The sequence below is a fragment of the Gilliamella sp. ESL0405 genome (assembly GCF_019469205.1).
Classification (GTDB): Bacteria; Pseudomonadota; Gammaproteobacteria; order Enterobacterales; family Orbaceae; genus Gilliamella.
Genome location: NZ_CP048265.1, coordinates 1901960 through 1928128 on the forward strand (window position 1 = coordinate 1901960; position 26169 = coordinate 1928128).

The following is a 26169-nucleotide window of genomic DNA, read 5'->3' on the forward strand; positions in this document are numbered from 1 at the left end:
CTTTTATCTTCGAAAAAAAATGCGTAATATAGCCCGCTTTAATTTGCTAAGTATTGGTGATGTGACATTAAAGAATAATTTAATTGCCGCACCAATGGCCGGAGTCAGCGATAGACCATTTCGTAATTTGTGTTATCGATTTGGTGCTGGCATGACCGTGTCAGAAATGTTTTTGGCAAATTCTGATGTTTGGCATACAGATAAATCTTCATTACGCATGATTTCATCGGATGATGTTGGGATACGGGCTGTTCAAATTGTCGGTTCAGATCCTGACGAAATGGCAAGAGCAGCAGAATTTAATGTCAAACATGGCGCACAACTTATTGATATCAATATGGGGTGCCCGGCTAAAAAAGTAAATAAAAAATTAGCAGGTTCTGCGTTAATGCAGAATCCGGCACTAATTAAAACGATTTTGCAAAAAGTTGTTGGTGCAGTCGATGTACCAGTAACTTTAAAAACTCGGACTGGATGGGATAAAAATCATAGAAATTGCATTGAAATCGCACAAATTGCCCAGGATTGTGGCGTAAAGGCTATTACTATTCATGGCAGAACACGTGCTTGTTTGTTCAATGGAGTGGCAGAATATGAATCTATTAAAGCAGTGAAAGAAAATGTAACGATTCCTGTCATTGCTAATGGTGATATTTGTACTCCCGAACAAGCAAAAGAAGTTTTTAAATATACGCAAGCTGATGCTATAATGATCGGCCGAGCGGCACAGGGGCGACCTTGGATATTTGAAGAAATTGCATTCTATTTAACACATGGACAGTTACAAAAAGATAAAACGATTGAAGAAGTAGAACAGATTGTATTAACACATCTTGAAGATCTTTATCAGTTTTACGGAGAATACAAAGGATTACGGATTGCCAGAAAGCATGTAAATTGGTATACCAAGAATTATGCTGATAGCGATCAATTCAGGCGCTTATTTAGTGTACTTAGCAATACAAGTGAGCAAGTAGCTACACTAAAAGCATTTTTTAGTCAAATTAGAAACAAACAAAAGAGTTAAAAATACTATGTCAGAACAACGCGTTACAGCTGCAGCACTTAAATTTACAACTGTAAACTCTCAAGACCAAATAACACAAAAACCTTTGCGAGATTCAGTAAAACAAGCTTTGAAAAACTATTTATCTCAATTAAATGGTGAAGATCCTACTGATCTATATGAATTAGTGCTAGCGGAAGTTGAACACCCATTCCTTGATATGGTTATGCAATACACACGTGGCAATCAAACCCGAGCTGCCAATATGCTTGGTATCAACCGTGGTACTTTACGTAAAAAATTAAAACAATATGGTATGAGTTAGTCGATACTTTTAGCATATTGAAATTAAATTATGAATTAAAAGCGTCTGTCAAAAGGCGCTTTTTTTGTCACTTATTATTTATGAGCCTTAATCATTCTATGGCTCAATATTGGAAAATAAATATCAAACCGATGAACGCAAGATTAAAGTTGGCGTCAATGTCAGTTTATGCGGAAGTTCGGTAGGGTTATGTAGCCGGTTTAATAAGGTTTCAACCGCTAATTGTCCAAGCTCTTCTTTAGGTTGATGAATGGTTGTTAATGGCGGTGTCATGTATTGGGCGATTTCAATATCATCATAGCCAATAATGGCAATATCTTTACCCGCCACCAAACCATTACGATAAAGTGTTTGATAAGCCCCGATTGCCATTGCATCATTACAACAAAATACCGCCTGCGGGCGAGTGGCAAGATCTAACAAGCTTTGCATCGCAACAATGCCCGAAGCAAACTGAAAATCCCCTTGAGCTTCATACCCCGCCAAAACAGCTAAGTTAGCGTCGTGCATCGCTTTTCGGTAACCTTGCAACCGTGACTGAGCTTGGGTATTATTCAAAGGGCCAGTGATACAAGCAATGCGTTGATATTGCTTTGATATTAAAAACTCGGTAGCAAGAGTTGCACCATAAAAAGAGTTGTCTTGAATGGTATCGCAAATACCACTAAAAGGCGTCCAGTCCATCATAACCATAGCGAGTTTCGGATAACGTGCAAATATCTGCTGTGGAATTGAGTGGGTTTCCGTACACATCGCCAATAGACCATCAACCCGCTTTTGCAGTAAATGTTCTATGTTATCGAGCATACGTTGATGATCGCCCTCTGTGTGGCATAATATCAAGTTGTAACCCAGTTCATAGCAACTTCGTTCAACGCCTTGTACTACTTCGGAATAAAATGGGTTATTACTACTGGTCACTAACATACCAATAGTATACGTTTTATTGCTTTTCAAACTGCGAGCTATCGCACATGGCGTGTAATTTAACTGTGCGATAGCCTGTTCAACTTTTTCCCGAACAGCCGGGCTTACATAGCGATCGTTATTGATAACATGAGAGACAGTTGATGTTGATACTTTCGCAAGTTTTGCGATATCTTTCATTGTTGCCAATTTTTTATTCTCATCAGTTATTTACCTTGTAATTGAAGAAACTCATCTACCTGTTTACGGGTTGGAACGGATGTTTGTGCTCCAGGTTTAGTGACAGATAATGCCGCAGCAGCATGGGCAGATATAACTGCTTCATTTAAACGCTTGCCGTCTAAAAGTGCGGTCACAAGCATGCCATTAAATGTGTCGCCGGCACCAATGGTATCGACTGCATCAACCTTAAAGCCTGCGACTAATTCACCAACACCAGATGAACTGACCCAAGCCCCTTTGCTACCTAACGTAATAATAACGGTAGTAACGCCCTTATCATGCAATATATTGGCCGCTTGATGAGCATCTTGCTCAGTCACAATTTTAATACCGGTTAAATGTTCAGCTTCAGTTTCATTTGGCGTAATAATATCGATGTGCTTAAGCAGATCATCAGATAATTTTTGTGCCGGAGCCGGATTTAAAATCACTTGCGTGTTATGCGCCCTAGCTAGTTTAGCGGCTTGTTTAATGGTAGCTAAAGGTGTTTCAAGTTGCATTAAAATCGCATCAGCATGAATGATATCATCTTTAAATTCAAGTAAATATTCTGGCGTTACCGCAGAATTAGCACCAGCATAAATCGCTATTTGGTTTTCACCTTGTTGATTAACTAATATTAAAGCAACACCGGTATTTTCACCATTAATAGTTGAAACCGAACAAGTCTCAATATTATCCTCTTGTAACTGCTGTTTAATCTGCTTACCTAATTGGTCATTACCGACCGCGGCAATAAACTGAATGTTTGCTCCCAAGCGCCCTGCTGCTACCGCTTGATTCGCCCCTTTACCACCAAATGATATTTGGTAGTTTGAACCAGATAAAGTTTCACCCGGTTGTGGAAATGCAGGTACATTTAAGATATGGTCAACGTTAACACTACCTAAAACAATTAATTTTTTACCCTTCATTCGTATTTTCCTAATGCTATAACCAAAGGACACATTAATTTGCCTTTTAATCATTTATATGAGTAACAAGTCTGAGTTCAACCGGAACTTGAGTTGCTACTTTTTCGCCTTTTATCACTTTATCAGCAATTTCAATGCCCATAGCCCCTATCTCGTTCGGCTGTTGAGCCACCGTCGCACCGAGTTTGCCACGTGAAACTGACTTAATACCGTCTTCGGTGCCGTCAAAGCCAACAACTAAAATATCGTTTCTTCCGGCGGTTTGAATAGCACGCATCGCTCCTAAAGCCATTTCATCATTTTCAGCAAACACCGCTTGAACATTCGGATAAGCTGTTAATAGATTTTGCATGACATTCATCCCTTTAGCACGATCAAAATCTGCCGGTTGCGCTGTTAACAAAGTCAGGTTGTTTTCTTGGATTGATTGAGTGAATCCTTCCCCTCTTTCACGTGATGCTGAAGTGCCTACAATGCCTTGTAGTTGAATCACTTTTGCACTAGCGCCTAACTTTTCAAAGATAAAATTACCCGCCATTTTACCACCAGCGACATTATCAGACGCAATGTGACTAACAACTTCGCCTTTACTTGCCGTACGATCAAGCGTGATAACGGGTATTCCGGCTTTATTTGCAGCAAGAACAGCATTACCAACCGCCTCAGAATCGGTAGGATTGATTAAGATTAATTTGGTGCCTTTAACTAGGGTATCTTCTACATTTGCCAGCTCTTTTGCCGGATTATTTTGCGAATTTAACACGACTAAATCATAACCTAATTCATTCGCTTTTTGAACGGCACCCTCTTTTAAGGTAACAAAAAACGGATTATTAAGTGTTGAAACAATCAATGCTATATTTTCTTTAGCCCATACTTGAGAAACTAAACTAAAGCTCATAGCCACGCCGACAACGGTCGCCAAAATCTTTCTTAAACTCATCACATTCTCCTAAAATTTACTTCTTTTTTAACACAACTACTTATTGGTTTTTTTATCCACCAAAACCGCTAATAAAATAACCACGCCTTTTACAATCATTTGATAGTAAGCATCGACGCCTAACATATTTAGTCCATTATTTAAGAAACCTAATATGAGTGCCCCAATTAATGTACCGAAAATTTTACCTCGTCCACCTGACATACTTGTCCCACCAAGTACGACAGCAGCAATAGCATCCATTTCATAACCAGTACCAGCAGTAGGCTGAGCCGAAGAGAGTCTGGATACTTCAATAGTACTTGCTAGTGCACACAATAATCCACTAAGCGCATAGACAATAATTTTCACACGATCAACATTAATGCCAGATAACCGTGTTGCCGCCTCATTGCCGCCCAATGCATATATGTAACGACCTAAACGGGTATATTTGAGTAAATACCATGCCGCAATAAATACTAATGCCATTATCAATATTGGCACAGGAATACCAAAAATGCGACCAAAGGCAATAGATTCAAATATTTCTGAATTATCATTGGTGCCGGTAGAGATTGGGCTTCCTTTGGTATAAACCTGTGTTACGCCTCGTAAAATAAGCATCATGACTAATGTAGCAATAAAGGCTTGTAATTTCCCTTTAGCAATAATCACACCAGAAAAAGCACCTAATAGCGCACTGATAATTAATGATGCTGAGATAGCTATAAAGGGTGAAATATCCGAACTAATCATCGAAGCGGTTAAAGCGCCGGCTAAAGCAAAAATTGACCCGACCGCCAAATCAATACCTGAGGTTAAGATAACTAATGTCATTCCAACTGCAATAATGGCGTTGATTGATGTCTGTTGTAAAATATTAAAAAAATTGTTTAAGGTAAAAAAGTTATCACTTAAACACGACACAATCGCAATTAGCACTAGTAAAGTAATTAATGACTTTTGCTCAACTAAAAAATTCTTGAGCGTTTTATTTTGCAGCATCAGTTCTCTCCTATATTTTTTCCAACGGCAGCTGCCATAAGTTTTTCTTGTGTTGCATCACTTATTGAAAAGTCACCTGTTACTTTTCCTTCGTAGATTACTAATATACGATCGCTCATACCGAGCACTTCGGGCATATCAGATGAAACCAAAATGACACTTAATCCTTGTTGTTTAAATTGGTTAATCAGTTGGTATATCTCTTTTTTGGCGCCAACATCTACCCCACGAGTTGGTTCATCGAGAATTAATATACTTGGACGGGTCATTAGCCCTTTAGCAATGGCAACTTTCTGCTGATTACCACCGGATAAAAAGCCGATGATTTGATTAGTTGACGGGGTTTTGATGTTAAATAAGCCAACAAAATCATCTACCGCTTGTTGTTCATCTATCAATCGCAGTTTTTTAAAGGGGTTAACAAAATAGCTTAAAGCATTAAGTGACATATTGTCCTTCACCGACATACCTAAGATTAATCCATCTTTTTTACGATCTTCTGATATATAGACAATCCCATGATTTAATCCGTCTTTAGGTGTTTGAGTCTTAATTGTTTTACCATTTAAAACAATCGTTCCCGATTTTGCCGGATTAGCGCCATAAATCATTTTCATTAACTCTGTTCGCCCGGCGCCCATAAGTCCGGAAATACCGAGTATTTCACCTTCATGCAGCGAAAAACTGACATCATTTACACCATTACCGATTAAGTTTTTAACGGATAGTGTCTCTTTTCCACGTTGAATATCGATTCGAGGATACTGATCTTGAAGTTTTCGCCCAACCATCATCTCAATTAAGGTATCTTCAGTTAATTCACTCACCTTTTTTTCGCCAATAAATTGGCCGTCACGTAACACCGTTACTGCATCACAAATTTCAAAAATCTCTTGTAGCCGATGCGAAATATAGACTACACCGCAATTTTGCTGTTTTAATTTTCTGATGACTTCAAATAGCGATGCCGTTTCAGTATCCGTTAAGGCATCAGTCGGTTCATCCATGATAATAACTTTAGAATTGAAGCTTAGCACTTTGGCTATTTCAACCATTTGTTGTTCACCAATAGATAAATCACTTATCAAACGTCGACTATCATATTTTAGATGTAGCTCCGCTAATAATTTATCGGCTTGGGCGTAGGTTTTGTTCCAGTCAATACAACCAAATTTATTGGTAAATTCTCGCCCTAGAAATATATTCTCAGCAATGGTGAGTTCCGGTATTAAGTTGAGTTCTTGATGAATAATACCGATTCCGGCTTCTTGTGACGATTTTGGTCCATTAAAATTAGTTGCTTTGCCTAAATAGATAATGTCACCAGCATCTTTTTTATATATTCCTGTTAACACTTTCATCAGTGTTGACTTACCCGCACCATTTTCACCAATCAAAGCCATAACCTGACCGGCTTTAACAGTTAAGCTCGCCCCAGATAATGCTTTAACGCCCGGAAAAGATTTATGAATATTGGTAAGCTCTAATAGGTTGTCGTTCATAACGCACTCATCAATGTTTGACTATTTAAAATTAAAAAATTACACCTGATTGTAAAACTATATTAGCGTAGGGGGTGCATTCACCTGTTCTAATAACCGCTTTACAATGATGAGTTTGTTGTTTTAGCTCTTCATGTGAGACATAAACGATCTCAACACTGCTTTGTTGAGTCTGTTTGATCTTTTTTAGTTGCTTTAATATTTTGTTATGAATAGTTGGGTTTTGGGCAATAACTTCCTGCGCCAAAATGACTTTTTCAATTTGCATCTCTTTTGATAATGATTCGAAAACTTGCATAAACGTTGGTATACCATAGGTCAATGCTAAATCAATTCGTTGAACTGCGTTAGGAATGGGTAAACCCGCATCACCAATGGCTATTTGATCGGTATGCCCCATTTTGGAAAGAGCCTGAACAATTTCTGAGTTAAATAATTGCCCTTTATGCATAATATAATCCTTTAAATAATCCGTTTAGTTGCTATCGAAACGTTTCGATAACACATCATCCTTGTAAAAATTGTTTATGGCAATAGTAAAAAATTCAAACTTGTGATCTGGATCAATCTGAATGGATTCAGTTATAGAAAAAATCATGAATAAACACGATAAAATAGGTTTAGTTATGAGGGTAAACTAATAATTAGCATCGGCTATTTAATTGTTATCCCACCAAAATATCGCGTTTTTAATTAAATTTTGATTAAAAATAGTTCTATGTTTGACTGTTAAAAAGGAATGAACATAATGATAATGAATTTTAGACAAAAGTTTGTTAAAATGTAGCGATTTTTAAATATTTTAATCTGGAGAATTTTATGGCAGGTCATAGTAAATGGGCCAATACCAAACACCGCAAAGCGGCACAAGATGCTAAGCGCGGTAAAATCTTTACAAAAATTATTCGTGAACTTGTAACCGCAGCCAAAATCGGTGGTGGCGATCCAGCGTCTAACCCTCGCTTACGTGCCGCAATGGACAAAGCACTTTCAAATAATATGACACGTGACACGATGAATCGTGCTGTTGCTCGTGGTGTAGGTGGTGAAGATGACACCAACATGGAAACCATTATTTATGAAGGTTATGGCCCAGCGGGTACAGCTGTTATGGTTGAATGTTTAAGTGACAACCGTAATCGCACAGTATCAGAAGTGCGTCATGCATTTACTAAAACAGGTGGCAATCTTGGAACTGACGGTTCAGTATCTTATCTATTTACTAAAAAAGGGGTAATTTCTTATCCTAGTGGTACTGATGAAGATCAAGTTATGGACGCAGCGCTTGAAGCTGGTGCTGATGATGTTGTAACTTATGATGATGGTGCAATTGATGTATTTACAACACCTGAATCTTTTGGTGAAGTAAAAGATGCGTTAGATGCAGCAGGATTAGTAGCTGAATCGGCAGAAGTATCAATGATTCCAGCGACTAAAGTAGATCTTGATGTCGACTCTGCGCCTAAATTACTTCGCTTAATTGATATGCTTGAAGATTGTGATGATGTTCAAGAAGTGTATCATAATGGTGAAGTATCTGACGAGGTTGCAGCTACGCTCTAATGGCCATTATTCTTGGCATCGATCCCGGCTCTCGTTTGACCGGTTACGGTGTAATCCGTCAAACGGGACGACAATTAACTTATCTTGGCAGTGGCTGTATTCGTACTGCTGTCGATGACTTACCTACTCGCTTAAAACGCGTTTATGCGGGTGTAAGCGAAATTATCCTTCAATTCCAACCGGATATGTTTGCAATCGAGCAAGTTTTTATGGCTCGCAATGCAGACTCGGCTTTAAAGTTAGGACAAGCAAGAGGCTCAGCGATTGTCGCTGCGGTAAATCATGATTTACCGGTTTTTGAATATGCGGCTCGTTTAGTCAAACAAAGTGTGGTTGGCACCGGCGCTGCCGATAAAAAGCAAGTACAACATATGGTCAAATTATTACTAAAACTACCCGCTAGCCCGCAAGCAGATGCGGCCGATGCTTTAGCAATAGCCATCACTCATGCGCATATGGGACAACACTTAATAAAATCACTCAAGTAATGCCTTATTATTTAACATTTAACGCTGGTGATTTTCAATTTATCTCATCACAACAATACTAGATCTTTTTCTTGTTATTCAAATCAACGCTTATTTTACATACTCTACCATTTACGCATACAATTTGTTGAGCTTAGACTTTATGGCTATAACTTATTTTCAATTTATTTGATTACTAAAAAAAATGAAATAAAAAAAGCACCAATATTATTGGTGCTTTTCAATTAGATTAATAAAAATAAAATCACAATTAACTTGTTAAATGCACTCCCTACTTTAAGCTGGGAATGCATTTATTGATTAATTACTTTTATCTGCTGATTTTGATAGGTTACTTGGTAATACCACCTTATTTTTATGTTTAGTAAATAGTTTGGTAATAAACAAGAAGAATAACGGAACATAGAATATTGCTAAGAATGTTGCCGTTAACATACCACCAATTACCCCGGTACCAACCGCATTTTGGCTTGCCGAACCGGCTCCGGTGTTTAATGCTAATGGTAATACACCTAAAATAAAGGCGAAAGAAGTCATTAAAATTGGTCGCAAACGTAACCGACATGCTTCAAGAGTTGCATCGATAAGCGATTTCCCTTCTTTTTCTAATGCATCTTTAGCAAATTCTACGATCAATATTGCATTTTTAGCCGATAACCCCATGGTTGTTAATAGACCAACGATGAAGTAAATATCATTATCAAGTCCTCTAAACATCGTTGCAAATACTGTACCTAAGATACCTAATGGTATAACAAATAATATTGAGATTGGTACTGTCCAACTTTCATATAATGCGGCTAATGACAAGAACACCACAATAATAGAAATAATGTAAAGAGTCGTGGTTTGTGAACCGGTTTGACGCTCTTGATAAGAGATATCAGTCCAGTCGAAAGAGAAGCCTTTTGGTAACTGTTGAGATAACTCTTCCATAATTGCCATTGCTTGACCAGAACTTAAGCCCGGCGCTGCTGATCCACTGATGCCCATTGCTGCCACACCGTCATAGCGAACTAATGAAGGTGAACCATAGCTTTTCGAGGTTGTTGCAAATGCATCATAAGGAACCATTTCACCTTTTTGATTTTTAACATGCCAATAACTAAAGTCATCTGGCAGCATACGATAAGGTGCATCTGATTGTAAGTAGACTTTTTTAACTCGGTTGTTATAAACAAAGTCATCGATATAAGCTGAACCTAAAGCCGTTGATAATACGGTATTAACACTACCTACTGAAACACCAAGCGCCTGCGCTGTTTCAAAATCAACGTTAATTTTGTATTGTGGCACATCTAACATACTGCCCGGACGGACTTGCTGTAGTTGAGGATTATGAGACGCTTGCCCTAATATTTGGTAAAAAGCTCCCATTAAAGCATCATGACCTAGTCCAGCTGAATCTTTTAGCATATAAGAAAAACCATTTGCCATACCTAAAGACGGTACCGCAGGTAGATTTGCTACAATTACACGCCCTTCAGTAATGGTAGAGGCAAATTGCCAACCACTTCCAACTAAAGCATCAACTTTTTGATCCGGACGTTTACGCTCATCCCAGTCTTTTAATCGAACAAATCCGAGTCCCATATTTTGGCCACGACCAACCATACTAAAGCCCGCAACGGTAAATATTTCTTTCACTGAATCGGCTTTTTGTTCCATATAGAATTTAGATGTTTTATTCAAAACGCCCATTGTCTGTTCTAATGTTGACCCCGGTGGTAATTCAACCATGACAATCAATACACCTTGGTCTTCGTTAGGTAAAAATCCTGTAGGTAATCGATTAAATCCGAAGAATAAACCTACAATAATTAAAATATAACAAACAAACGATACCAGCGGGAAACGAATGAATTTAATTACGCCTTTTTCATAATAGTGCAGGCTGAAACTATAAACTCGGTTGAAACGCTCAAAAAACCATTTAGTGGCAAGTGCACACCAACTAAATGGCGGGATATTTGATAATTTTTCACCGAATGTCGCTTTTTTATTCTTACTTTTATTTGGCGCTTTTAAGATTTGAGCACAAAGCGCTGGCGTTAACACAATTGCCATTAAAACAGATAACGACATTGACGTTACAATGGTAATTGAGAACTGACGGTAAATTCCCCCAGCAGCACCACCATAAAATGCCATTGGCACAAATACCGCAGATAATACGACCGCTATCCCGACTAAAGCAGACGTAATCTGTTCCATTGATTTAACCGTTGCTGCATAAGGAGAAAGTCCCTCATCATGCATAATACGTTCAACGTTTTCGATAACGACGATAGCATCATCGACCAATAGACCGATTGCCAACACCATGGCGAACATGGATAAAGTATTTATGGTAAATCCACAAATATACAAGATTGCGAAAGTACCTAACAACACAACCGGTACAGTAATTGTCGGTATCAGCGTTGAGCGAAGGTTTTGCAAAAATACATACATTACAATAACAACGAGAACTATTGCTTCGATTAATGTATGGATTACGTTACTGATAGATAACTTAACAAAAGGTGTTGTATCGTACGGATAAGCAAATTTAATATCTTCAGGGAAAATTTTCGATAATTCTTCAATTTTCTTATCAACTTGTTCGGAAGTATCTAATTGGTTCGCACCTGTTGCTAAATAGATACCTAAACCAGCAGACGGTTTACCGTCATAACGAGAAATAAAATTATAATCAGCAGCACCGATTTCAACTTTTGCCACATCTTTTAACAACACATTCGAGCCATCAGTATTAACACGAACAAGAATGTTTTGGAACTGTTCAGGTGTTTTTAACCGTGATTGAGCTGTAATAGTAGCATTAAGTTCTTGACCGTCAGTTGCCGGTAAAGCACCTAGCTGACCTGCTGTTACTTGCGCATTTTGCGCTTGAATGGCCGCAGTGATCTCTTCAATTGATAAATTAAAATAGGTCAATTTATTCGGATCAAGCCAAATACGCATCGCATATTCAGAGCCAAATAACTGGGTATCACCTACACCTTGTACCCGTCGTATAGGATCTTGTACGGTTGAATAAACAAAGTCTGCGATATCTGCTTGTGTTTTTTGTGGGTTGGTTGAATAAAAACCGATAACTTTTAGGAAGTTAGTATTATTTTTAGCAACTGACACACCATTTTTCTGCACACTTTCAGGTAGCCGTGATTTAATACTTTCAACTTTATTTAACACTTGCACCTGCGCAAAGTCAGGGCTAGTACCAGGCGCAAAAGTAAGGGTAGTTTGCACAACCCCTTGAGCACTACTGGTTGATTTCATATAAATTAAATTATCTAATCCCGTTAAATTCTGTTCAATTAACTGAGTAACGGTATTTTCAATTGTTTGAGCATCAGCGCCCGGATATACAGCAGAGACAGTAACAGCTGGTGGTGCGATATCGGGATATTGTTCAACAGCTAACAGCTTTATACATAAAGCGCCGCCGAGCATCATCATGATAGCAATTACCCATGCAAAAACAGGTCTATCAATAAAAAACTTAGCCATAATTAAATCTACCCCTGTTTTATTTCACGCTGTTTTCGATGATATTATCTAACTGTTCTTGAGTGAGTGTAGCCGGCGTACCAACAACTAAACCTTGCATTGGTTTACCAGATTCAACTGCGGTTAAATTTAATAATCCGGTTGTAATGACTTGTTCACCAATATTAATTCCTTCGGTCACGATCCAGTATCCGCCGATACCGGTGTAAACTTTAATACCTTGACGGTATTCAATTGTATAATCTGGTTTTAAGATTTTAGCTGTGTACTGACCTTTAGCGTTACTGGTAATACCTTGTTGCGGTACCAGTACTGCATTTCGTATATACCCTAGCGTCATTTGTGGTTTAACAAACATGCCCGGTAAGATTTTGCCTTCACGGTTAGGGAATTGAGAACGTAACGTTACGGTACCAGTAGTTTCATTAACCGTCATGTCTGAAAATTTAATGCTTCCCGGCTCTGCATATTTAGAACCGTCATTAAAAAATAATTCAACATTATTGCCTTTAGCCGGTTCATAGATCACGTTTTGGTCTTGAAGATATTTGTTATAACGAGTCGCCGCTTCTGTCATATCAACATAAATTGGGTCAAGTTGCTGAACTAAAGCTAAGGGCGCTGATTGTCCCGCAGAAACTAAAGCCCCCTCAGTGACACTTGAGCGACCGATATAACCATCAATTGGCGAGTAAACTTTAGTATAATCTAAGTTCACTTTAGCAGCATGCTCAGCAGCTTGTGCGACCAATACACTTGCTTCTGCTTGTTGAGCATCAGCATTTGCTTTATCGTATTCTTGCTGACTGATTGACTTACTGGTCAATAGACCTGCATAACGCTTTAAAGTAAGTTGAGCAATTTTGGCATTAGCTTTTGCGCTGGCAACGTTTGCAACTGCGCTATCATAATTGGCTTGATAAATGGCAGGATCGATTTGATAAAGCGACTGTCCGGCTTTCACATTAGAACTTTCATCAAACTCACGTTTTAATACAATCCCACTGACTTGAGGTCGAATTTCAGCGATTTGAGATGCAACAACGCGGCCTGGTAAATTTATTTTTAAGGTGTAGTTTAGCGGTTCCACTTTAAAAACGGTTACCTTTGGAATTTGATTATTACCGCCCTGCGATTTACCATTATCACAACTGGTTAGTAGAAACAGACTAGTTATTGCAACTGGTACGGTTAATAATAGTTTGTTAAATCTCATATAAAAATGACCTCAGTAAACTTAATAATTATTTTTTTAATAACAATAAATCTTATTTAAAAGTAGCCGAGGATTTTACAAAAAATATGCATAGATTGTAAGTATCTTTACAAGTTAATAGCACAGAGTTCTAAAAATTAGCATTAGAAAAACAGGGAATAAAAAAATTATTTTATCTATTATCATTATTTCTAGAAATAAAGTAATATATTTATTGATTTTTCGTGCTATTAAAGTATTTTAAATAAAATGTTATACTAATAACTATAGCTGCTATAGTTTGTACGAATATAGCTTACTAATAAAAAGTAAAAAATTTAACATTGTTAAACTCTGAAATCAGTTTTATTCAATAACATTATTGAATAATTTGAGTCTATATTTAATTTAAATCTGAGATGGGTATTATGGATAATTTACGTATTGTTCTAATTGTTGTTGCGTCCTTGGTCATTATTGCTCTATTGATTCATGGATTTTGGATCAATAAAAAAGAACGTTCTTCCCTATTTAAATCGGACCAAAAGGATAAAGTCCCGCAAAATACTCAAGCACTCGAAGATATTTACAATAATGAAGAAGATGATGTGATTTTACTTAATCCGAAAAATAAAACGGTTGAAGAAACGGCTCAAGAAGAGACGCCAAAAGAAGAAAGAATCGAAAATACACCTCAGCAAGTCGATTTATTTATTGATGATATTCAAGAAGATAAAGAACAAGATGACGAGCAAACTCAATCTACAGTAAACTTTAAAGAAGAGATATTTGAAGACTCACCGGTAACTGAACCAAAACTCAATAAGCAAGCTGAACAGCGTGTTAGCAGTGAAGTAAACACGGCTAAGGCAAATGAACAAAGCTATAAACAAGAAAAACTCAATGTGGATTATACCGAAGAAAATCCAATGGAGATTATTGTATTAAACGTGACAGGTCTAAAAGGACAATTATTACAAGGCGATGTCCTACTTGCCAGTATAATGCAATCAGGATTTCAATTTGGCGATATGAAAATATTCCACCGTCACCTTGACCCGGCAGGTAATGGCCCTATCTTGTTTAGTTTAGCTAATATGGTTAGCCCGGGTTATTTAGATCCGGAAACCATGCATGAATTTACTACACCCGGTGTGTCAATTTTTATGGTTGCACCAACACACGGCAATAATCAACAAAATTTCAAGTTAATGCTACAAACAGCCCAACGTATCGCTGATGATGTCAATGGCGTGGTATTAGATGATGAACATCATATGATGACACCACAGAAAATTGATAGTTATAAAGAACGTATTAAAAAAGCCTGTAACGAAAGTTAATCGTTTAAAAAATAGCAATTCTAAAATACTACCATGCCACCAACTGATGTTGGTGCATGGAGTGAAACTTATTAATTAATCTTTTATAGAACCTTTAATAATAAATCGTTATTGTATCTAATATTATTGATATTAATACAAATTAAATGATAATCCTTAAAACCTGCGTTTCAATTTAAGAGCCAACAATCATGTCACAATCAAATAGAACTGAACATTCATCAAATCAATCTGGATCAACACAGGATGTCGTTGCACAGTTAACATCTTTACGTAATCTGATCAGACATCATGAATACTGTTACTATGTGCTCGATGACCCTCAAATTCCTGACGTAGAATATGATAAATTATTTAAACAATTACAATCTTTAGAACAGCTGCACCCGGATTTAATTACAGCTGACTCACCAACTCAACGAGTAGGCGGCACACCGTTATCGCAGTTTGCCTCTATTAAACATGAATTACCGATGCTGTCATTGGATAATGTGTTTGACGAAGCAAGCTTTATCGCATTTAACAAAAGAGTCAAAGATCGCTTACATCTTGATGATAATCATGAAGTCGAGTATTGCTGTGAACTTAAACTTGACGGCTTGGCGGTCAGTTTGCTCTATGAAAATGGTCAATTTGTACAAGCTGCAACTCGTGGTGATGGCACTACAGGCGAAGATATTACGGCTAATGTCAAAACCATTAAAACCATTCCGCTAGTATTACTTGGTGAGAATATTCCTGCACGTTTGGAAGTGCGAGGCGAAGTATTTATGACACATAAAGGCTTTGCTAAACTCAATAGCGATGCAGAAAAACGTAATGAAAAAGTCTTTGCAAACCCTCGTAATGCTGCCGCAGGTTCACTCAGACAATTAGATCCCAAAATTACAGCCAAAAGACCATTAACCTTTTTTTGTTATGGTGTTGGGATTGTTGAAGGCGCTCAGTTACCCGATACCCATTACCAACGTTTAATGCAATTAAAGGCATGGGGACTACCTGTTAGCGATAAAGTCGAAAAACGCCTAGGCGCACAAGCGGCGTTAGACTATTTTAACCAAATCGGCGAACAACGCATGTCGTTAGGTTTTGATATTGACGGCGTTGTTATAAAAGTTAACAGTATTGCATTACAAGAAGAGCTTGGTTTTGTTGCCCGAGCACCACGTTGGGCAACCGCATTTAAGTTTCCGGCTCAAGAAGAAGTAACCAGACTGAATAAAGTTGATTTTCAGGTTGGGCGAACTGGCGCAATCACCCCGGTTGCAAGGCTAGAACCGGTATCAGTTGCTGGCGTTATTGTCAGTAATGCTACACTACATAATAGTGATGAAATTGAGCGATTAGGCGTCCGTGAAGGTGACTATGTTACCGTTCGCCGTGCAGGTGATGTCATACCTAAAATAGTCGCTGTGGTTAAAGACCGTAGACCGAATGATACCAAAGCGATTGTGTTTCCAACCCACTGCCCTATCTGTGGCTCATTAATTGTACGGGATGAAGGGCAAGCCGTTTCACGATGTGCTGGTGGATTAATTTGCCCGGCACAACGCAAAGAAGCCTTAAAACATTTCGTTTCCCGTCGAGCTATGAATGTAGATGGTATGGGCGATAGATTAATCGAACAATTAGTTGATAAAGATTATGTTAAAACACCGGTAGATCTTTATAAACTCAATGTCCCAACCTTATGCAGCTTAGATAAAGTTGGGGAAAAATCTGCCAAAAATTTATTAAATGCCTTAGATGTATCAAAAGCCACAACCTTAAGCCGATTTATTTTTGCGCTTGGTATTCCAAATGTTGGGGAAGTGACGGCTGAAAATTTAGTCAATCAACTGGGTAACTTAAAAGCGATTGAAGATGCTTCGCTGGAACAACTACAAACAGTCAACGATGTTGGGGCGATTATCGCGGAAAGTATTATCGACTTTTTTCAAGAACCTCATAACCGCAACGTCATTGAGCAATTAACCAGTGATGAGATTGGTATTCATTGGCAAGATGTTAACCCACAAGCTCAAACCGTAACCACCGATTCACCATTTTCCGGCAAAACGGTTGTGTTAACCGGTACCTTATCGGTATTAACACGTGATGAAGCGAAAAATAAATTGAAACAACTTGGGGCAAAAGTAACCGGTAGCGTATCAAAAAATACCGATTTGGTTATCGCCGGTGATGCAGCAGGCTCTAAATTAGAAAAAGCACAAGCGCTAGGCGTTAAAGTTATTGACGAACAAGAAATGTTAAATTTATTGAATGAATCAAGATAAAATAAGCTGGAATATCTTTAGCTATTGAATCAAAATAGCTAAACAAAGTAACTCAAGGAGAAAAATATGCCTTTATTAGATAGTTTTAAAGTCGATCATACTAAAATGAAAGCACCTTTTGTACGTGTTGCTAAAGTTATGGTAACGCCTAAAGGTGACAACATTACCGTATTTGATCTTCGCTTTACTGTTCCAAACAAAGCGCTATTACCTGAAAAAGGCATCCATACTCTCGAACATCTATTTGCTGGTTTTATGCGAGATCATCTAAATAGTGACAAAGTTGAAATTATCGATATTTCACCAATGGGATGCCGTACAGGATTTTACATGAGCTTGATTGGCCAACCTGATGAATCGTTAGTAGTCGATGCATGGTTAAAATCGATGCATGATGTGTTAAACGTTGCATCGCAAGCGCAGATCCCCGAGCTTAATGAATTTCAGTGTGGTACTTATAAAATGCATTCACTAGATGAAGCCAAAGCGATAGCAGAACAGATTATTCAATCTGGTATTGGCATTTGTCACAATCAAGAAATCGCATTATCTGATGCACAACTTGCATCGTTTAATCAGTAGGAGAAAACAATGCCAAATGTCGTGATAGACTTTTTAGAAGGTCGTACAATTGAACAAAAAAGAGAAATGGTAAAACGAGTAACCGCAGCTATTGCTGAAACGTTAAATTGTAAACCCGAAGCGGTACAAATCATTATTCATGAGTTGTCAAAAGATCAATGGGCTAATGGTGGTCAGTTACGTTGCGACAATGATTAACTCAGTCAATTCCTTCGTTGATTTCCTGGTTAATTAAGTTTGCTAGTTTGCAAAGTCGTTTGGGTTTCCCTAATCACGTTGGATAATAATAACCTCAAAAATGTTTTAAAACACTTTTGAGGTATATCATTTTAAAAACATTTTGACCTTAAATTTACATTGAATTGTGATTAATCACGCTGGTCAGAATTTAATGATTACAATGATGTAGATGAAGCAAATGCCCCATTTTATTGGCTTTGGTTTCTAAATAGTGTTCATTATTTGGATTTTCACCCACTTCTAACGGAACTCTCTCGGTGATTTTAATGCCAGATTGTTCAAGAACTTTAATTTTTTGCGGATTATTTGTTAATAGCCGAATCTGGGATACCCCCAGTAAAGTTAACATATCGGCACAAAGCGTAAAATCACGTTCATCAGCCGCAAAACCTAACTGCTCATTCGCTTCAACAGTATCAAGCCCTTGATCTTGTAACGCATAAGCTCTTATTTTGTTGAGTAAACCGATATTACGTCCTTCCTGACGATGATAAATTAAAATACCCTGCCCTTGTTTTGCTATTTGCTTTAAAGCAGCTTCTAACTGAAAACCACAATCACATCGTAAACTAAATAAGGCATCGCCCGTTAAACACTCGGAGTGAATTCGGGTTAAGATTGGCGTTTGGTCGGTAATATCACCAAATACTAAAGCTGCATGTTCCTTTCCGGTTGCAATTTCCTCAAATCCGATAAGCGTAAAACATCCCCATGGTGTTGGCAGTTTAGCTTGGGCAACCTTTTTTAATTGCATTATTGTCTCCGTATAAAATAAAACACAGATAAGATTTTTTAAAAAACTTACCTTCCATGCTAAAATAGATAGCAATTTATGCTTAGTTGAGTTCTTAAATGGGGTTAGTAATTAAAAAAACAATAGCAGCACTGACTATTTTCTTAATAGTTCCTTTTGCTATTATAGCCACAAATTGGCATTGGCAACCAGAGTCATTAGATAATACCTCCAAATATTTTTTTTGGATTACTGAAACTGCAAGTTACCCGTGGGCGATCATCACTTCGATTATGCTCTTTGTTATGTTTTGCTTGTTAATTCCAAGAAAAACGAAAAAAAATGTTATACTATTGTGGTTACTATTAGTCATGGCTATGTTAGGCGGTCAGATAGTTAAAACAATCATAAAATCGCAAACAGCACAAAGCAGACCTTATGTCTTATGGCTGGGTAAAGAATATAATCTGAATGATAAACAATTTTACTCATTACCAAAATCAGAAAGAAAAGCAGTTATCCAAAATTTATTAGCCAATTCACACCCCATACCAAACTGGTTAGCAAAACATTGGCAAAGTGAAACGGGTTACTCTTTTCCTTCCGGACATACGTTATTTTCAGCAACATGGGCATTTTTAGCCATTAGTCTGCTTAGCTTTAGACGCCATTACATTATTGTTTCTTTGCTGGGTATTTGGGCTTTAATCATTGAATTAAGTCGAATATTGTTAGGGATGCATTGCCCAATTGATTTGATCTGTGGATTACTACTTGCTTGGTTAATTTCATTAATCTGCTGTTTTTATGCTAGAAAATGGCATATATTAGATAGATAATTTATAAATTATTAATTTTGTAAAGAAGTTTCAGATTCTATAGACGTTTAAGTAAAAATAAATATAAACAAAGGTCAACATTATGAAATTTATCATATCAATTATCTTGATAATTGTTATTTTCGCCTTATCTATTGCTATTGGTTCTGCCAATGATCAAGTTGTGTCATTTAACTACCTTATTGCAAAATCAGAAATGCGACTTTCTGTTTTACTCGCCATTGTATTCGGTTCTGGATTTATTGTTGGTTGGATATTAACCGGCTATTTTCTTATAAAATATAAAATAAAACATATGGCAACGAATCGAAAACTGATAAATTTACAGAAGAAATATGACGAACAGATGTCAAATTTGCAACAAACCAACTTAACTAAAATCAATTAGAATAAACGATTATGTTTGAACTGTTATTTCTATTACTACCGATTGCCGCCGCTTATGGTTGGTATATGGGGGATAGAAATGCAAAGCAAAAATTTTTAAACCAATCTAACCGATTATCGCGCGAATATGTCGATGGTCTTAACTTCCTTTTGTCGAATCAAAAAGATAAAGCCGTTGATCTCTTCCTCGATATGTTAAAAGAAGATGACGGCACGCTTGAAGCGCATCTTACTTTAGGTAATTTATTTCGTTCCAGAGGCGAAGTTGATCGAGCTATACGAATACACCAAGCATTAATGGAAAGTTCATCGCTATCATTTGATCAACGTTTATTAGCCATTCAGCAATTAGGGCGTGATTATATGGTTGCCGGGCTTTATGATCGAGCAGAAGAGATGTTTTTGCAGCTGGTTGAAGAAGAAGATTTTCAGCAAAATGCCTTACAGCAACTGATAATCATCTATCAAGCTACCAGTGAATGGATTAATGCTATCAACGCCGCAACTAAACTAGTTAAATTAGGTTATACCCAATATAAAACCTATATTGCGCAGTTTTATTGTGAATTAGCTTCATTAGCGATAGCCAATGATGATCTCGATCGAGCCTATAATTTATTACAAAAATCGGCTTTAGCCGATGCCAACTGTGCACGAACGTCATTAATGCTAGGTCGGGTTTTAATGGTTCAAGATAAAACTGAGCAAGCTATCGAATCATTTAAACGTATTTTATATCAAGATAAAGCCTTTATTGGTGAAGCTTTACCTTTACTTAAAGAGTGTTATATAAATATTAATAATTTATATGAATTCCAACAGTTTTTAGAAGTTTGTGTCGAACAAGATTCCGGCAATATTGCAGAGTTAATGCTTGCAGATCTTATCGAACAGAAAAATGGCTTAGATGCTGCTCAATATTATCTGTATCGAATTTTATTAAAACACCCCAATTTAAAAGGTTTTTACCGACTGATGAATTATCATGTTGCTGATGCTGAGCAAGGTAAAGCGAAAGAAAGTTTATTACTTTTACGTAACATGGTTGGCGAACAAATTAAAGCTGTGCCTAATTATCGTTGCCAAAAATGTGGATTTACTGTCAATTCAATCTATTGGTTATGCCCTGCATGCCGCTCTTGGTCAACGATTAAACCTGTCCGTGATTTTGAACAATATTCTGATAATTAAAAGAGTTTTCTTATGTTTTTAATAGATTCGCACTGTCATTTGGACAGCTTGGACTTGAGCAACAAGTCCATTGAAGATGTTTTACAACACGCTACTGACAACGATGTTAAACACTGCTTAAGTGTAGCGACCACACTTTCTGGCTATGAATCGATGAAAAATTTATTGATGCCGTATCGGTCTCAATGCTCTTTTTCCTGTGGTATTCATCCTCTAAATTTAGATGATGAGCCCTATGATGCCAACCGATTTTTAAGCTTAGCCCAACAAGACAATGTGGTGGCATTAGGTGAGACAGGATTGGATTACTACTACCAACAAGATAACATCGAATTACAGCAAGCCAACTTCAAAGCGCATATCGAACTTGGAAGAAAACTCAGTAAACCAATTATTGTCCATACCCGTAATGCTCGAGAAGATACACTGAGAATATTGAAAGATGAGCATGTCCATTCTGGTGTTCTACATTGTTTCACTGAAGATACAGCAACAGCAAAACAACTATTGGACTTAGGCTTTTACATTTCGTTCTCCGGCATTATTACGTTTAAAAATGCAGAGTCACTTCGTCAAGTCGCTAAATTTGTTCCACTCGATCGCCTATTAATTGAAACCGATTCACCATATTTGGCACCTGTTCCCTATCGAGGTAAAGAAAACCAACCTGCTTATGTTCGGGAAGTTGCACAATATTTAGCAATACTTAGAGGGGTCTCTCTACAAGAAATTGCAAAGCAAACAACGCATAACTTTTGTCAATTATTTAATTTACAAGGGGCATTAAATGAGTAACAAGTTAAACATTGATTGGAATGATTTTTTAACCAACTATTGGCAAAAAAAGCCGGTTATCTTACGAGATGCTTTTAGCCACTTTGTTGATCCAATCACACCGGATGAGTTGGCCGGTTTGGCAATGGAAGAAGAAATTGACAGCCGAATTGTGACCAATAAAGACGGTAAATGGGACGCCAAATTTGGACCTTTTATTGATTTTAGCAATTTAGGCGAAGATCACTGGAGTTTATTGGTGCAAGCAGTCGATCATTGGCATGAACAAGCAGCAACCTTAGTGGAACCTTTTAAATGTATACCGCAATGGCAGTTTGAAGATTTAATGATATCTTATGCAACACAAGGCGCTGGTGTGGGTCCCCATATCGATAATTACGATGTATTTATTATTCAAGGTATGGGATGTCGCCGTTGGCAAGTTGGTGATCGTAATCCAAACTATAAACAATTTAGCGCCCATAAAGCCCTATTGCATGTAGAAAGCTATCAACCTATTATTGATGAAGAAATTACTGCTGGCGATATCTTATATATCCCGATAGGTTTTCCACATAATGGCGTATCAATCGGAGAATCGTTAAGCTATTCAGTTGGATTTAGAACGCAAACATCGCAAGAATTACTCAGTGGTTTTGCCGATTATGTTATTGATAATTTACCCAATGGAATTTTTTATCAAGACCCTGATTTGAAACTACCAAAAGATCCTTATCGAGTTCAGCCTTATGAGCTGGAAAAATTACAAAATCAGATGATTGATTTAATCAAAAATCCACAGCTATTTAACGATTGGTTTGGAAAACATATTACCATACCAATGCACGAGCTTAACATTCTACCGGTTGAACCAACTTATGACTTAGATGAGTTTAAAGCGCTACTTAAATCAGGCGCAAAACTACACCGAGTACCAAGTATACGGATAGTTAAAATTGAAAATGCCGGTTATATCCATGGCAAGAAAATCCCACTACCGATAGAAGTAATTGATCTGCTTTGTCAATCAGAAACACTGAGCTATGATCAACTGCACCATGAAGAAACGCTTAAAGTAATGCTTCATTTTGTTAATTGTGGATTCTGGTATTTTCAAGATCAGGAATAAAACCATAATTCCGCCGAATGGACTATCGGCGGAAAATATTGTTTTCCATTATCTTAAAAAACTGACGTAAAAAAACAAAAAGAGTCTTTCTAAATTGGATTTTAATAATAATTGTACTTTTTAGTCTTTATTGTCGAATAAATATCACTATTTTCGCTTTTTAATTTGGATTTTTAAATGTTTTGAGTATATACTTGCCTCGCTTAACAACACCCTCCGTCTAAAGACGAATAGAACATCACCAAAATGCTGATATTTAGCATCTATCTTTTAATAATTAGAGGTACTCATGAAAACTCAAGCAGACATAGTCACGCAAGCTGAAAATGAAAGCATTGAAACAACGCCTTATCAAAAAAGAACACTTTTTGCATCAACTGTAGGTTACGCATTAGATGGCATGGATATGATGATATTAGGCGTCTGTTTTAGCCTAATTGGTGCTACCTTTAATTTGACAAATACCGATTTAGGTACATTGACGTCTGTTACCCTATTAGGGGCTGTGCTTGGTGGGATCTTATTTGGCGTCCTTGCAGATAAATATGGACGGGTAAGAGTATTTTCCTGGACTATTTTAATCTTCTCCTTTTTTACCGGTCTTTGCGCAATTTCACCTAATTATGAATGCTTTTTAGTTTTCCGATTTTTAAGTGGGCTAGGCCTTGGTGGCGAATTTGGTATCGGCATGACACTTGTTTCAGAAAGCTGGCCTAAAAAGAAACGTTCACGAGCAACAGCAATTGTTGCCTTAGGCTTTCAACTAGGTATTATTTTAGCCGCATTATCAGTTAATTTTGTCGGCGAAATCTATGGCTGGCGCTGGGTTTTTGCCATTGGTGTTTTGCCCGCATTATTTGTTGCTTGGACACGTAAAGGGTTAAAAGAGCCACAAATTTGGCAAAATTTAAAAGATCAAAATAAAAATAAAATTGCCATTCATAAACTTTTTAAAAGCCCAAAAACAACCGCAACCACAATTGGATTAACTATAGCGTGTGCCGTACAAAATTTTGGCTTTTATGGATTAATGGTTTGGATGCCAAATATGATAGCCACCGAACTTCAATTACCATTTAAAAACACGATGTTTTGGACTATTTCCACCACCATTGGTATGTCGTTAGGTATTATTATCTTTGGTTGGCTTTGCGATAAAGTCGGACGGCGTCCTTCCTATATTATATTTCTTCTCGTTTCCGCGATATCTATCTGGTTCTATTTTCAACAAACGGATATGCTGGTACTTATCATTTTCGGTGCTGTTATCGGCTTTTTTGTTAATGGTATGATGGGCGGATATGGTGCTTTACTCGCTGAACATTACCCAACAGATGCTCGTTCAAGCGCTGAAAATATTATTTTTAATGTAGGACGTGGAATTGCCGGCGTCTCGCAAGTGCTTATTGCTTATTTTGCCACGGTATATTCTATTAGTTATGCTCTGGCATTACTTTCTGCCGCTTACTTATTGTCAGCTGCCGCATTTGTGTTTTTAATACCCGAAACCAAAGGTAAACAATTAGATTAATTATTTAATACAAATACAATACTGTTGCCCTGTGTTAACAGGGCTAACCTTTTATAAACAAATAATTTGCTACCAGAAAAATAAACTAACAAATTTTTGGGTCATCACTTATCGCATTCACTGGGTTTAATCGATACAGATGATACTTCTTTATTATTAAGAAAATAGCTGAACCTTAGACCGTTTGGAAAATTTTCTTTAAAAGCATTCAATTCCGAATCAACTTTACAATACTCTACAAGTGTTTCTACACGGATATCATCTTGATACGCTTTTGATTTCAACGTTTCTTCATCTAATCCTTCAAAATCATACTTATAAACTAATATATCATCAATTGCGTCTACATCTGTCAGTGTTGTATGTTCGTCATATTTTATCGGCAGTTCTTTTCTTATCATTTTAATGGCTAATTGTTGTTGAGCGTTCTTTTTTTGAAAATTATCACAACTAAATAAGACCAAACTGCTAGCCATTATTATGGCTAATTTTAAATATTTCATTTCATTTCATTACCTTACAATTGAAATTAACGATTAACTTATTGTTGATTAAAACCAATGGTGCTCAATGCAATTTTAATCTTATAACATGATTTTACAATGATTAATTTGAGCACAATTAATATTGTTTGCAAAAAGTACGCTTAGTATCATCTGTAGGTAAGTATAGATTGAATATCGCTATCTGTAATCACTTATACAAGGTATCAATCAATAATATTAAAATAGCGATTAACTCATCTTAAAAATGATCAATACCTTAAAGTGTTTATTCAAATCAACTTAATGAGTTTATATAAACCAGCCATGCAATAAAATGTTGGCTTTGAATAATAGCTGATGTTTCGCAAATAAAAAAAGGGCTACTATCAGCCCTTTTTCTTCGATCAAATATTGGAAACTATCTATTATCACAATCACTTGGTTTAACATTGAGTGATAATACTTTGTCATCATTGATATAATAATTATGATTAGCGCCATTAGGGAATGCTAATTTTATCGCATTTACCGTAACATCTTTACTGCAATATACATCAAGTAATTTATTAAATACCATTTTTTGATTACTATCTGAGTCAAATGCTTCTTTAGCTATCCCATTAACGGCATATTTATAGCTAATTGTTTTATCATCTTTTGATACATCCACTAATGCCGTATTTTGATCGATCGTCAGTGGTAATTCTTGCTTAATACCTTTGATTGCTAAATCTTGCGCTAAATTATAATTACCTTCTTTTACTTTATCTAAAATATCTTGCGTTTGTGATTTGGTTTGTTGATAGAGATCTTTGGCTTTATCACTAATTTCAGCACCAGCTTGTTCAGCTTTTTGTTGAAGGTCATTAACAGTTGATTTTGAATTATCACAGTTAACTAAGAAAAGACCCAATACAGCTAAGGAGATTACTTTAAAAAGTTTCATTTTATTGCCCTTGTTTTTATTTTTGACTGTGGCGATGATGATATGACTCACTATCGCCCCTCGATTGAAATAAGTTAACTTCCTAGCACAACATAACAGCAAAATGACCATAAGTTATTTTGCTG

25 protein-coding genes are annotated in these 26169 nt (G+C 36.9%); 14 read left to right on the plus strand and 11 right to left on the minus strand.

The window, feature by feature from the left end:
- The first annotated feature begins 19 nt into the window (after window positions 1-19).
- Window positions 20-1027, plus strand: a complete 1008-nt coding sequence (gene dusB / locus GYM74_RS08260; protein WP_220217754.1) for a tRNA dihydrouridine synthase DusB — start codon at window positions 20-22, stop codon at window positions 1025-1027.
- A gap of 7 nt (window positions 1028-1034) precedes the next feature.
- Window positions 1035-1331 (plus strand): DNA-binding transcriptional regulator Fis, encoded by a 297-nt coding sequence (gene fis / locus GYM74_RS08265; protein WP_034883623.1) that lies wholly within the window; start codon window positions 1035-1037, stop codon window positions 1329-1331.
- 123 nt (window positions 1332-1454) lie between these two features.
- Here the strand turns inward: fis and rbsR are convergent, their stop codons facing one another.
- From rbsR to rbsD, 6 genes are read right to left on the minus strand one after another with little or no spacing between them, the layout of a single operon-like run.
- On the minus strand, window positions 1455-2438 hold the full coding sequence (gene rbsR / locus GYM74_RS08270) for a ribose operon transcriptional repressor RbsR (RefSeq protein WP_220217755.1): 984 nt from the start codon (window positions 2436-2438) through the stop codon (window positions 1455-1457).
- Between the two features lie 26 nt (window positions 2439-2464).
- Entirely contained in the window at window positions 2465-3394 is a 930-nt protein-coding gene (gene rbsK / locus GYM74_RS08275; RefSeq protein WP_220217756.1) for a ribokinase, read from the minus strand.
- A gap of 46 nt (window positions 3395-3440) precedes the next feature.
- A complete protein-coding gene (gene rbsB, locus GYM74_RS08280) occupies window positions 3441-4337 on the minus strand; it encodes a ribose ABC transporter substrate-binding protein RbsB (protein ID WP_220217757.1) in 897 nt (298 codons plus the stop codon).
- Window positions 4338-4373: 36 nt separating this feature from the next.
- Entirely contained in the window at window positions 4374-5324 is a 951-nt protein-coding gene (gene rbsC, locus GYM74_RS08285; protein WP_220217758.1) for a ribose ABC transporter permease, read from the minus strand.
- Window positions 5324-6826, minus strand: a complete 1503-nt coding sequence (gene rbsA / locus GYM74_RS08290; protein ID WP_220217759.1) for a ribose ABC transporter ATP-binding protein RbsA — start codon at window positions 6824-6826, stop codon at window positions 5324-5326. Before rbsA ends, rbsC begins: the two co-directional genes overlap by 1 nt.
- Window positions 6827-6857: 31 nt before the next feature.
- On the minus strand, window positions 6858-7277 hold the full coding sequence (gene rbsD, locus GYM74_RS08295) for a D-ribose pyranase (RefSeq protein ID WP_220217760.1): 420 nt from the start codon (window positions 7275-7277) through the stop codon (window positions 6858-6860).
- 368 nt (window positions 7278-7645) lie between these two features.
- Here rbsD and GYM74_RS08300 point away from each other — a divergent pair, with 368 nt between their 5' ends.
- Entirely contained in the window at window positions 7646-8389 is a 744-nt protein-coding gene (locus tag GYM74_RS08300) for a YebC/PmpR family DNA-binding transcriptional regulator (protein ID WP_220217761.1), read from the plus strand.
- A complete protein-coding gene (gene ruvC / locus GYM74_RS08305) occupies window positions 8389-8877 on the plus strand; it encodes a crossover junction endodeoxyribonuclease RuvC (RefSeq protein WP_220217762.1) in 489 nt (162 codons plus the stop codon). The genes GYM74_RS08300 and ruvC overlap by 1 nt, the downstream gene beginning before the upstream one ends.
- A 300-nt stretch (window positions 8878-9177) precedes the next feature.
- Here ruvC and GYM74_RS08310 read toward each other — a convergent pair whose 3' ends face one another.
- A complete protein-coding gene (locus GYM74_RS08310; RefSeq protein ID WP_220217763.1) occupies window positions 9178-12393 on the minus strand; it encodes an efflux RND transporter permease subunit in 3216 nt (1071 codons plus the stop codon).
- A gap of 19 nt (window positions 12394-12412) precedes the next feature.
- The gene (locus GYM74_RS08315; protein WP_220217764.1) at window positions 12413-13609 is read right to left on the minus strand and encodes an efflux RND transporter periplasmic adaptor subunit; all 1197 of its coding nucleotides are present in this window, start codon (window positions 13607-13609) and stop codon (window positions 12413-12415) included.
- Window positions 13610-14013: 404 nt separating this feature from the next.
- Between GYM74_RS08315 and zipA the strand changes: the two genes are divergently transcribed.
- From zipA to GYM74_RS08335, 4 genes are all read left to right on the plus strand, one after another.
- Window positions 14014-14931, plus strand: a complete 918-nt coding sequence (gene zipA / locus GYM74_RS08320) for a cell division protein ZipA (protein ID WP_370634064.1) — start codon at window positions 14014-14016, stop codon at window positions 14929-14931.
- Between the two features lie 191 nt (window positions 14932-15122).
- Complete coding sequence (gene ligA, locus GYM74_RS08325; RefSeq protein ID WP_220217766.1) at window positions 15123-17207, plus strand: NAD-dependent DNA ligase LigA; 2085 nt, start codon at window positions 15123-15125, stop codon at window positions 17205-17207.
- Window positions 17208-17273: 66 nt separating this feature from the next.
- Window positions 17274-17789, plus strand: coding sequence for an S-ribosylhomocysteine lyase (gene luxS / locus GYM74_RS08330; RefSeq protein ID WP_220217767.1), 516 nt, complete (start codon window positions 17274-17276; stop codon window positions 17787-17789).
- Between the two features lie 9 nt (window positions 17790-17798).
- Window positions 17799-17987, plus strand: coding sequence for a 4-oxalocrotonate tautomerase (locus GYM74_RS08335; RefSeq protein WP_220217768.1), 189 nt, complete (start codon window positions 17799-17801; stop codon window positions 17985-17987).
- A gap of 190 nt (window positions 17988-18177) precedes the next feature.
- Here the strand turns inward: GYM74_RS08335 and ribA are convergent, their stop codons facing one another.
- The gene (gene ribA, locus GYM74_RS08340; RefSeq protein ID WP_220217769.1) at window positions 18178-18783 is read right to left on the minus strand and encodes a GTP cyclohydrolase II; all 606 of its coding nucleotides are present in this window, start codon (window positions 18781-18783) and stop codon (window positions 18178-18180) included.
- 98 nt (window positions 18784-18881) lie between these two features.
- On the opposite strand from ribA, the gene pgpB reads away from it, so the two are divergent.
- The 6 genes from pgpB (at window position 18882) to GYM74_RS08370 (ending at window position 24613) form a co-directional block, all read left to right on the plus strand.
- A complete protein-coding gene (gene pgpB / locus GYM74_RS08345; RefSeq protein WP_220217770.1) occupies window positions 18882-19601 on the plus strand; it encodes a phosphatidylglycerophosphatase B in 720 nt (239 codons plus the stop codon).
- 82 nt (window positions 19602-19683) lie between these two features.
- Window positions 19684-19989: a LapA family protein gene (locus GYM74_RS08350; RefSeq protein ID WP_220217771.1), complete on the plus strand. Its 306-nt coding sequence runs from the start codon at window positions 19684-19686 to the stop codon at window positions 19987-19989.
- Window positions 19990-20000: 11 nt separating this feature from the next.
- Window positions 20001-21179 (plus strand): lipopolysaccharide assembly protein LapB, encoded by a 1179-nt coding sequence (gene lapB, locus GYM74_RS08355; protein ID WP_220217772.1) that lies wholly within the window; start codon window positions 20001-20003, stop codon window positions 21177-21179.
- Window positions 21180-21191: 12 nt separating this feature from the next.
- Window positions 21192-21974 (plus strand): YchF/TatD family DNA exonuclease, encoded by a 783-nt coding sequence (locus GYM74_RS08360; RefSeq protein WP_255556111.1) that lies wholly within the window; start codon window positions 21192-21194, stop codon window positions 21972-21974.
- Window positions 21967-23082 carry a cupin domain-containing protein gene (locus GYM74_RS08365; RefSeq protein ID WP_220217774.1) on the plus strand — a complete coding sequence of 372 codons (1116 nt, stop codon included), beginning with the start codon at window positions 21967-21969 and terminating at the stop codon, window positions 23080-23082. The genes GYM74_RS08360 and GYM74_RS08365 overlap by 8 nt, the downstream gene beginning before the upstream one ends.
- A gap of 289 nt (window positions 23083-23371) precedes the next feature.
- Complete coding sequence (locus tag GYM74_RS08370) at window positions 23372-24613, plus strand: MFS transporter (RefSeq protein ID WP_220217775.1); 1242 nt, start codon at window positions 23372-23374, stop codon at window positions 24611-24613.
- A 104-nt stretch (window positions 24614-24717) separates the two neighbouring features.
- Here GYM74_RS08370 and GYM74_RS08375 read toward each other — a convergent pair whose 3' ends face one another.
- Window positions 24718-25116 (minus strand): hypothetical protein, encoded by a 399-nt coding sequence (locus GYM74_RS08375; RefSeq protein WP_220217776.1) that lies wholly within the window; start codon window positions 25114-25116, stop codon window positions 24718-24720.
- Window positions 25117-25516: 400 nt separating this feature from the next.
- Window positions 25517-26044 (minus strand): hypothetical protein, encoded by a 528-nt coding sequence (locus GYM74_RS08380; RefSeq protein WP_220217777.1) that lies wholly within the window; start codon window positions 26042-26044, stop codon window positions 25517-25519.
- Between the last annotated feature and the right edge of the window lie 125 nt (window positions 26045-26169).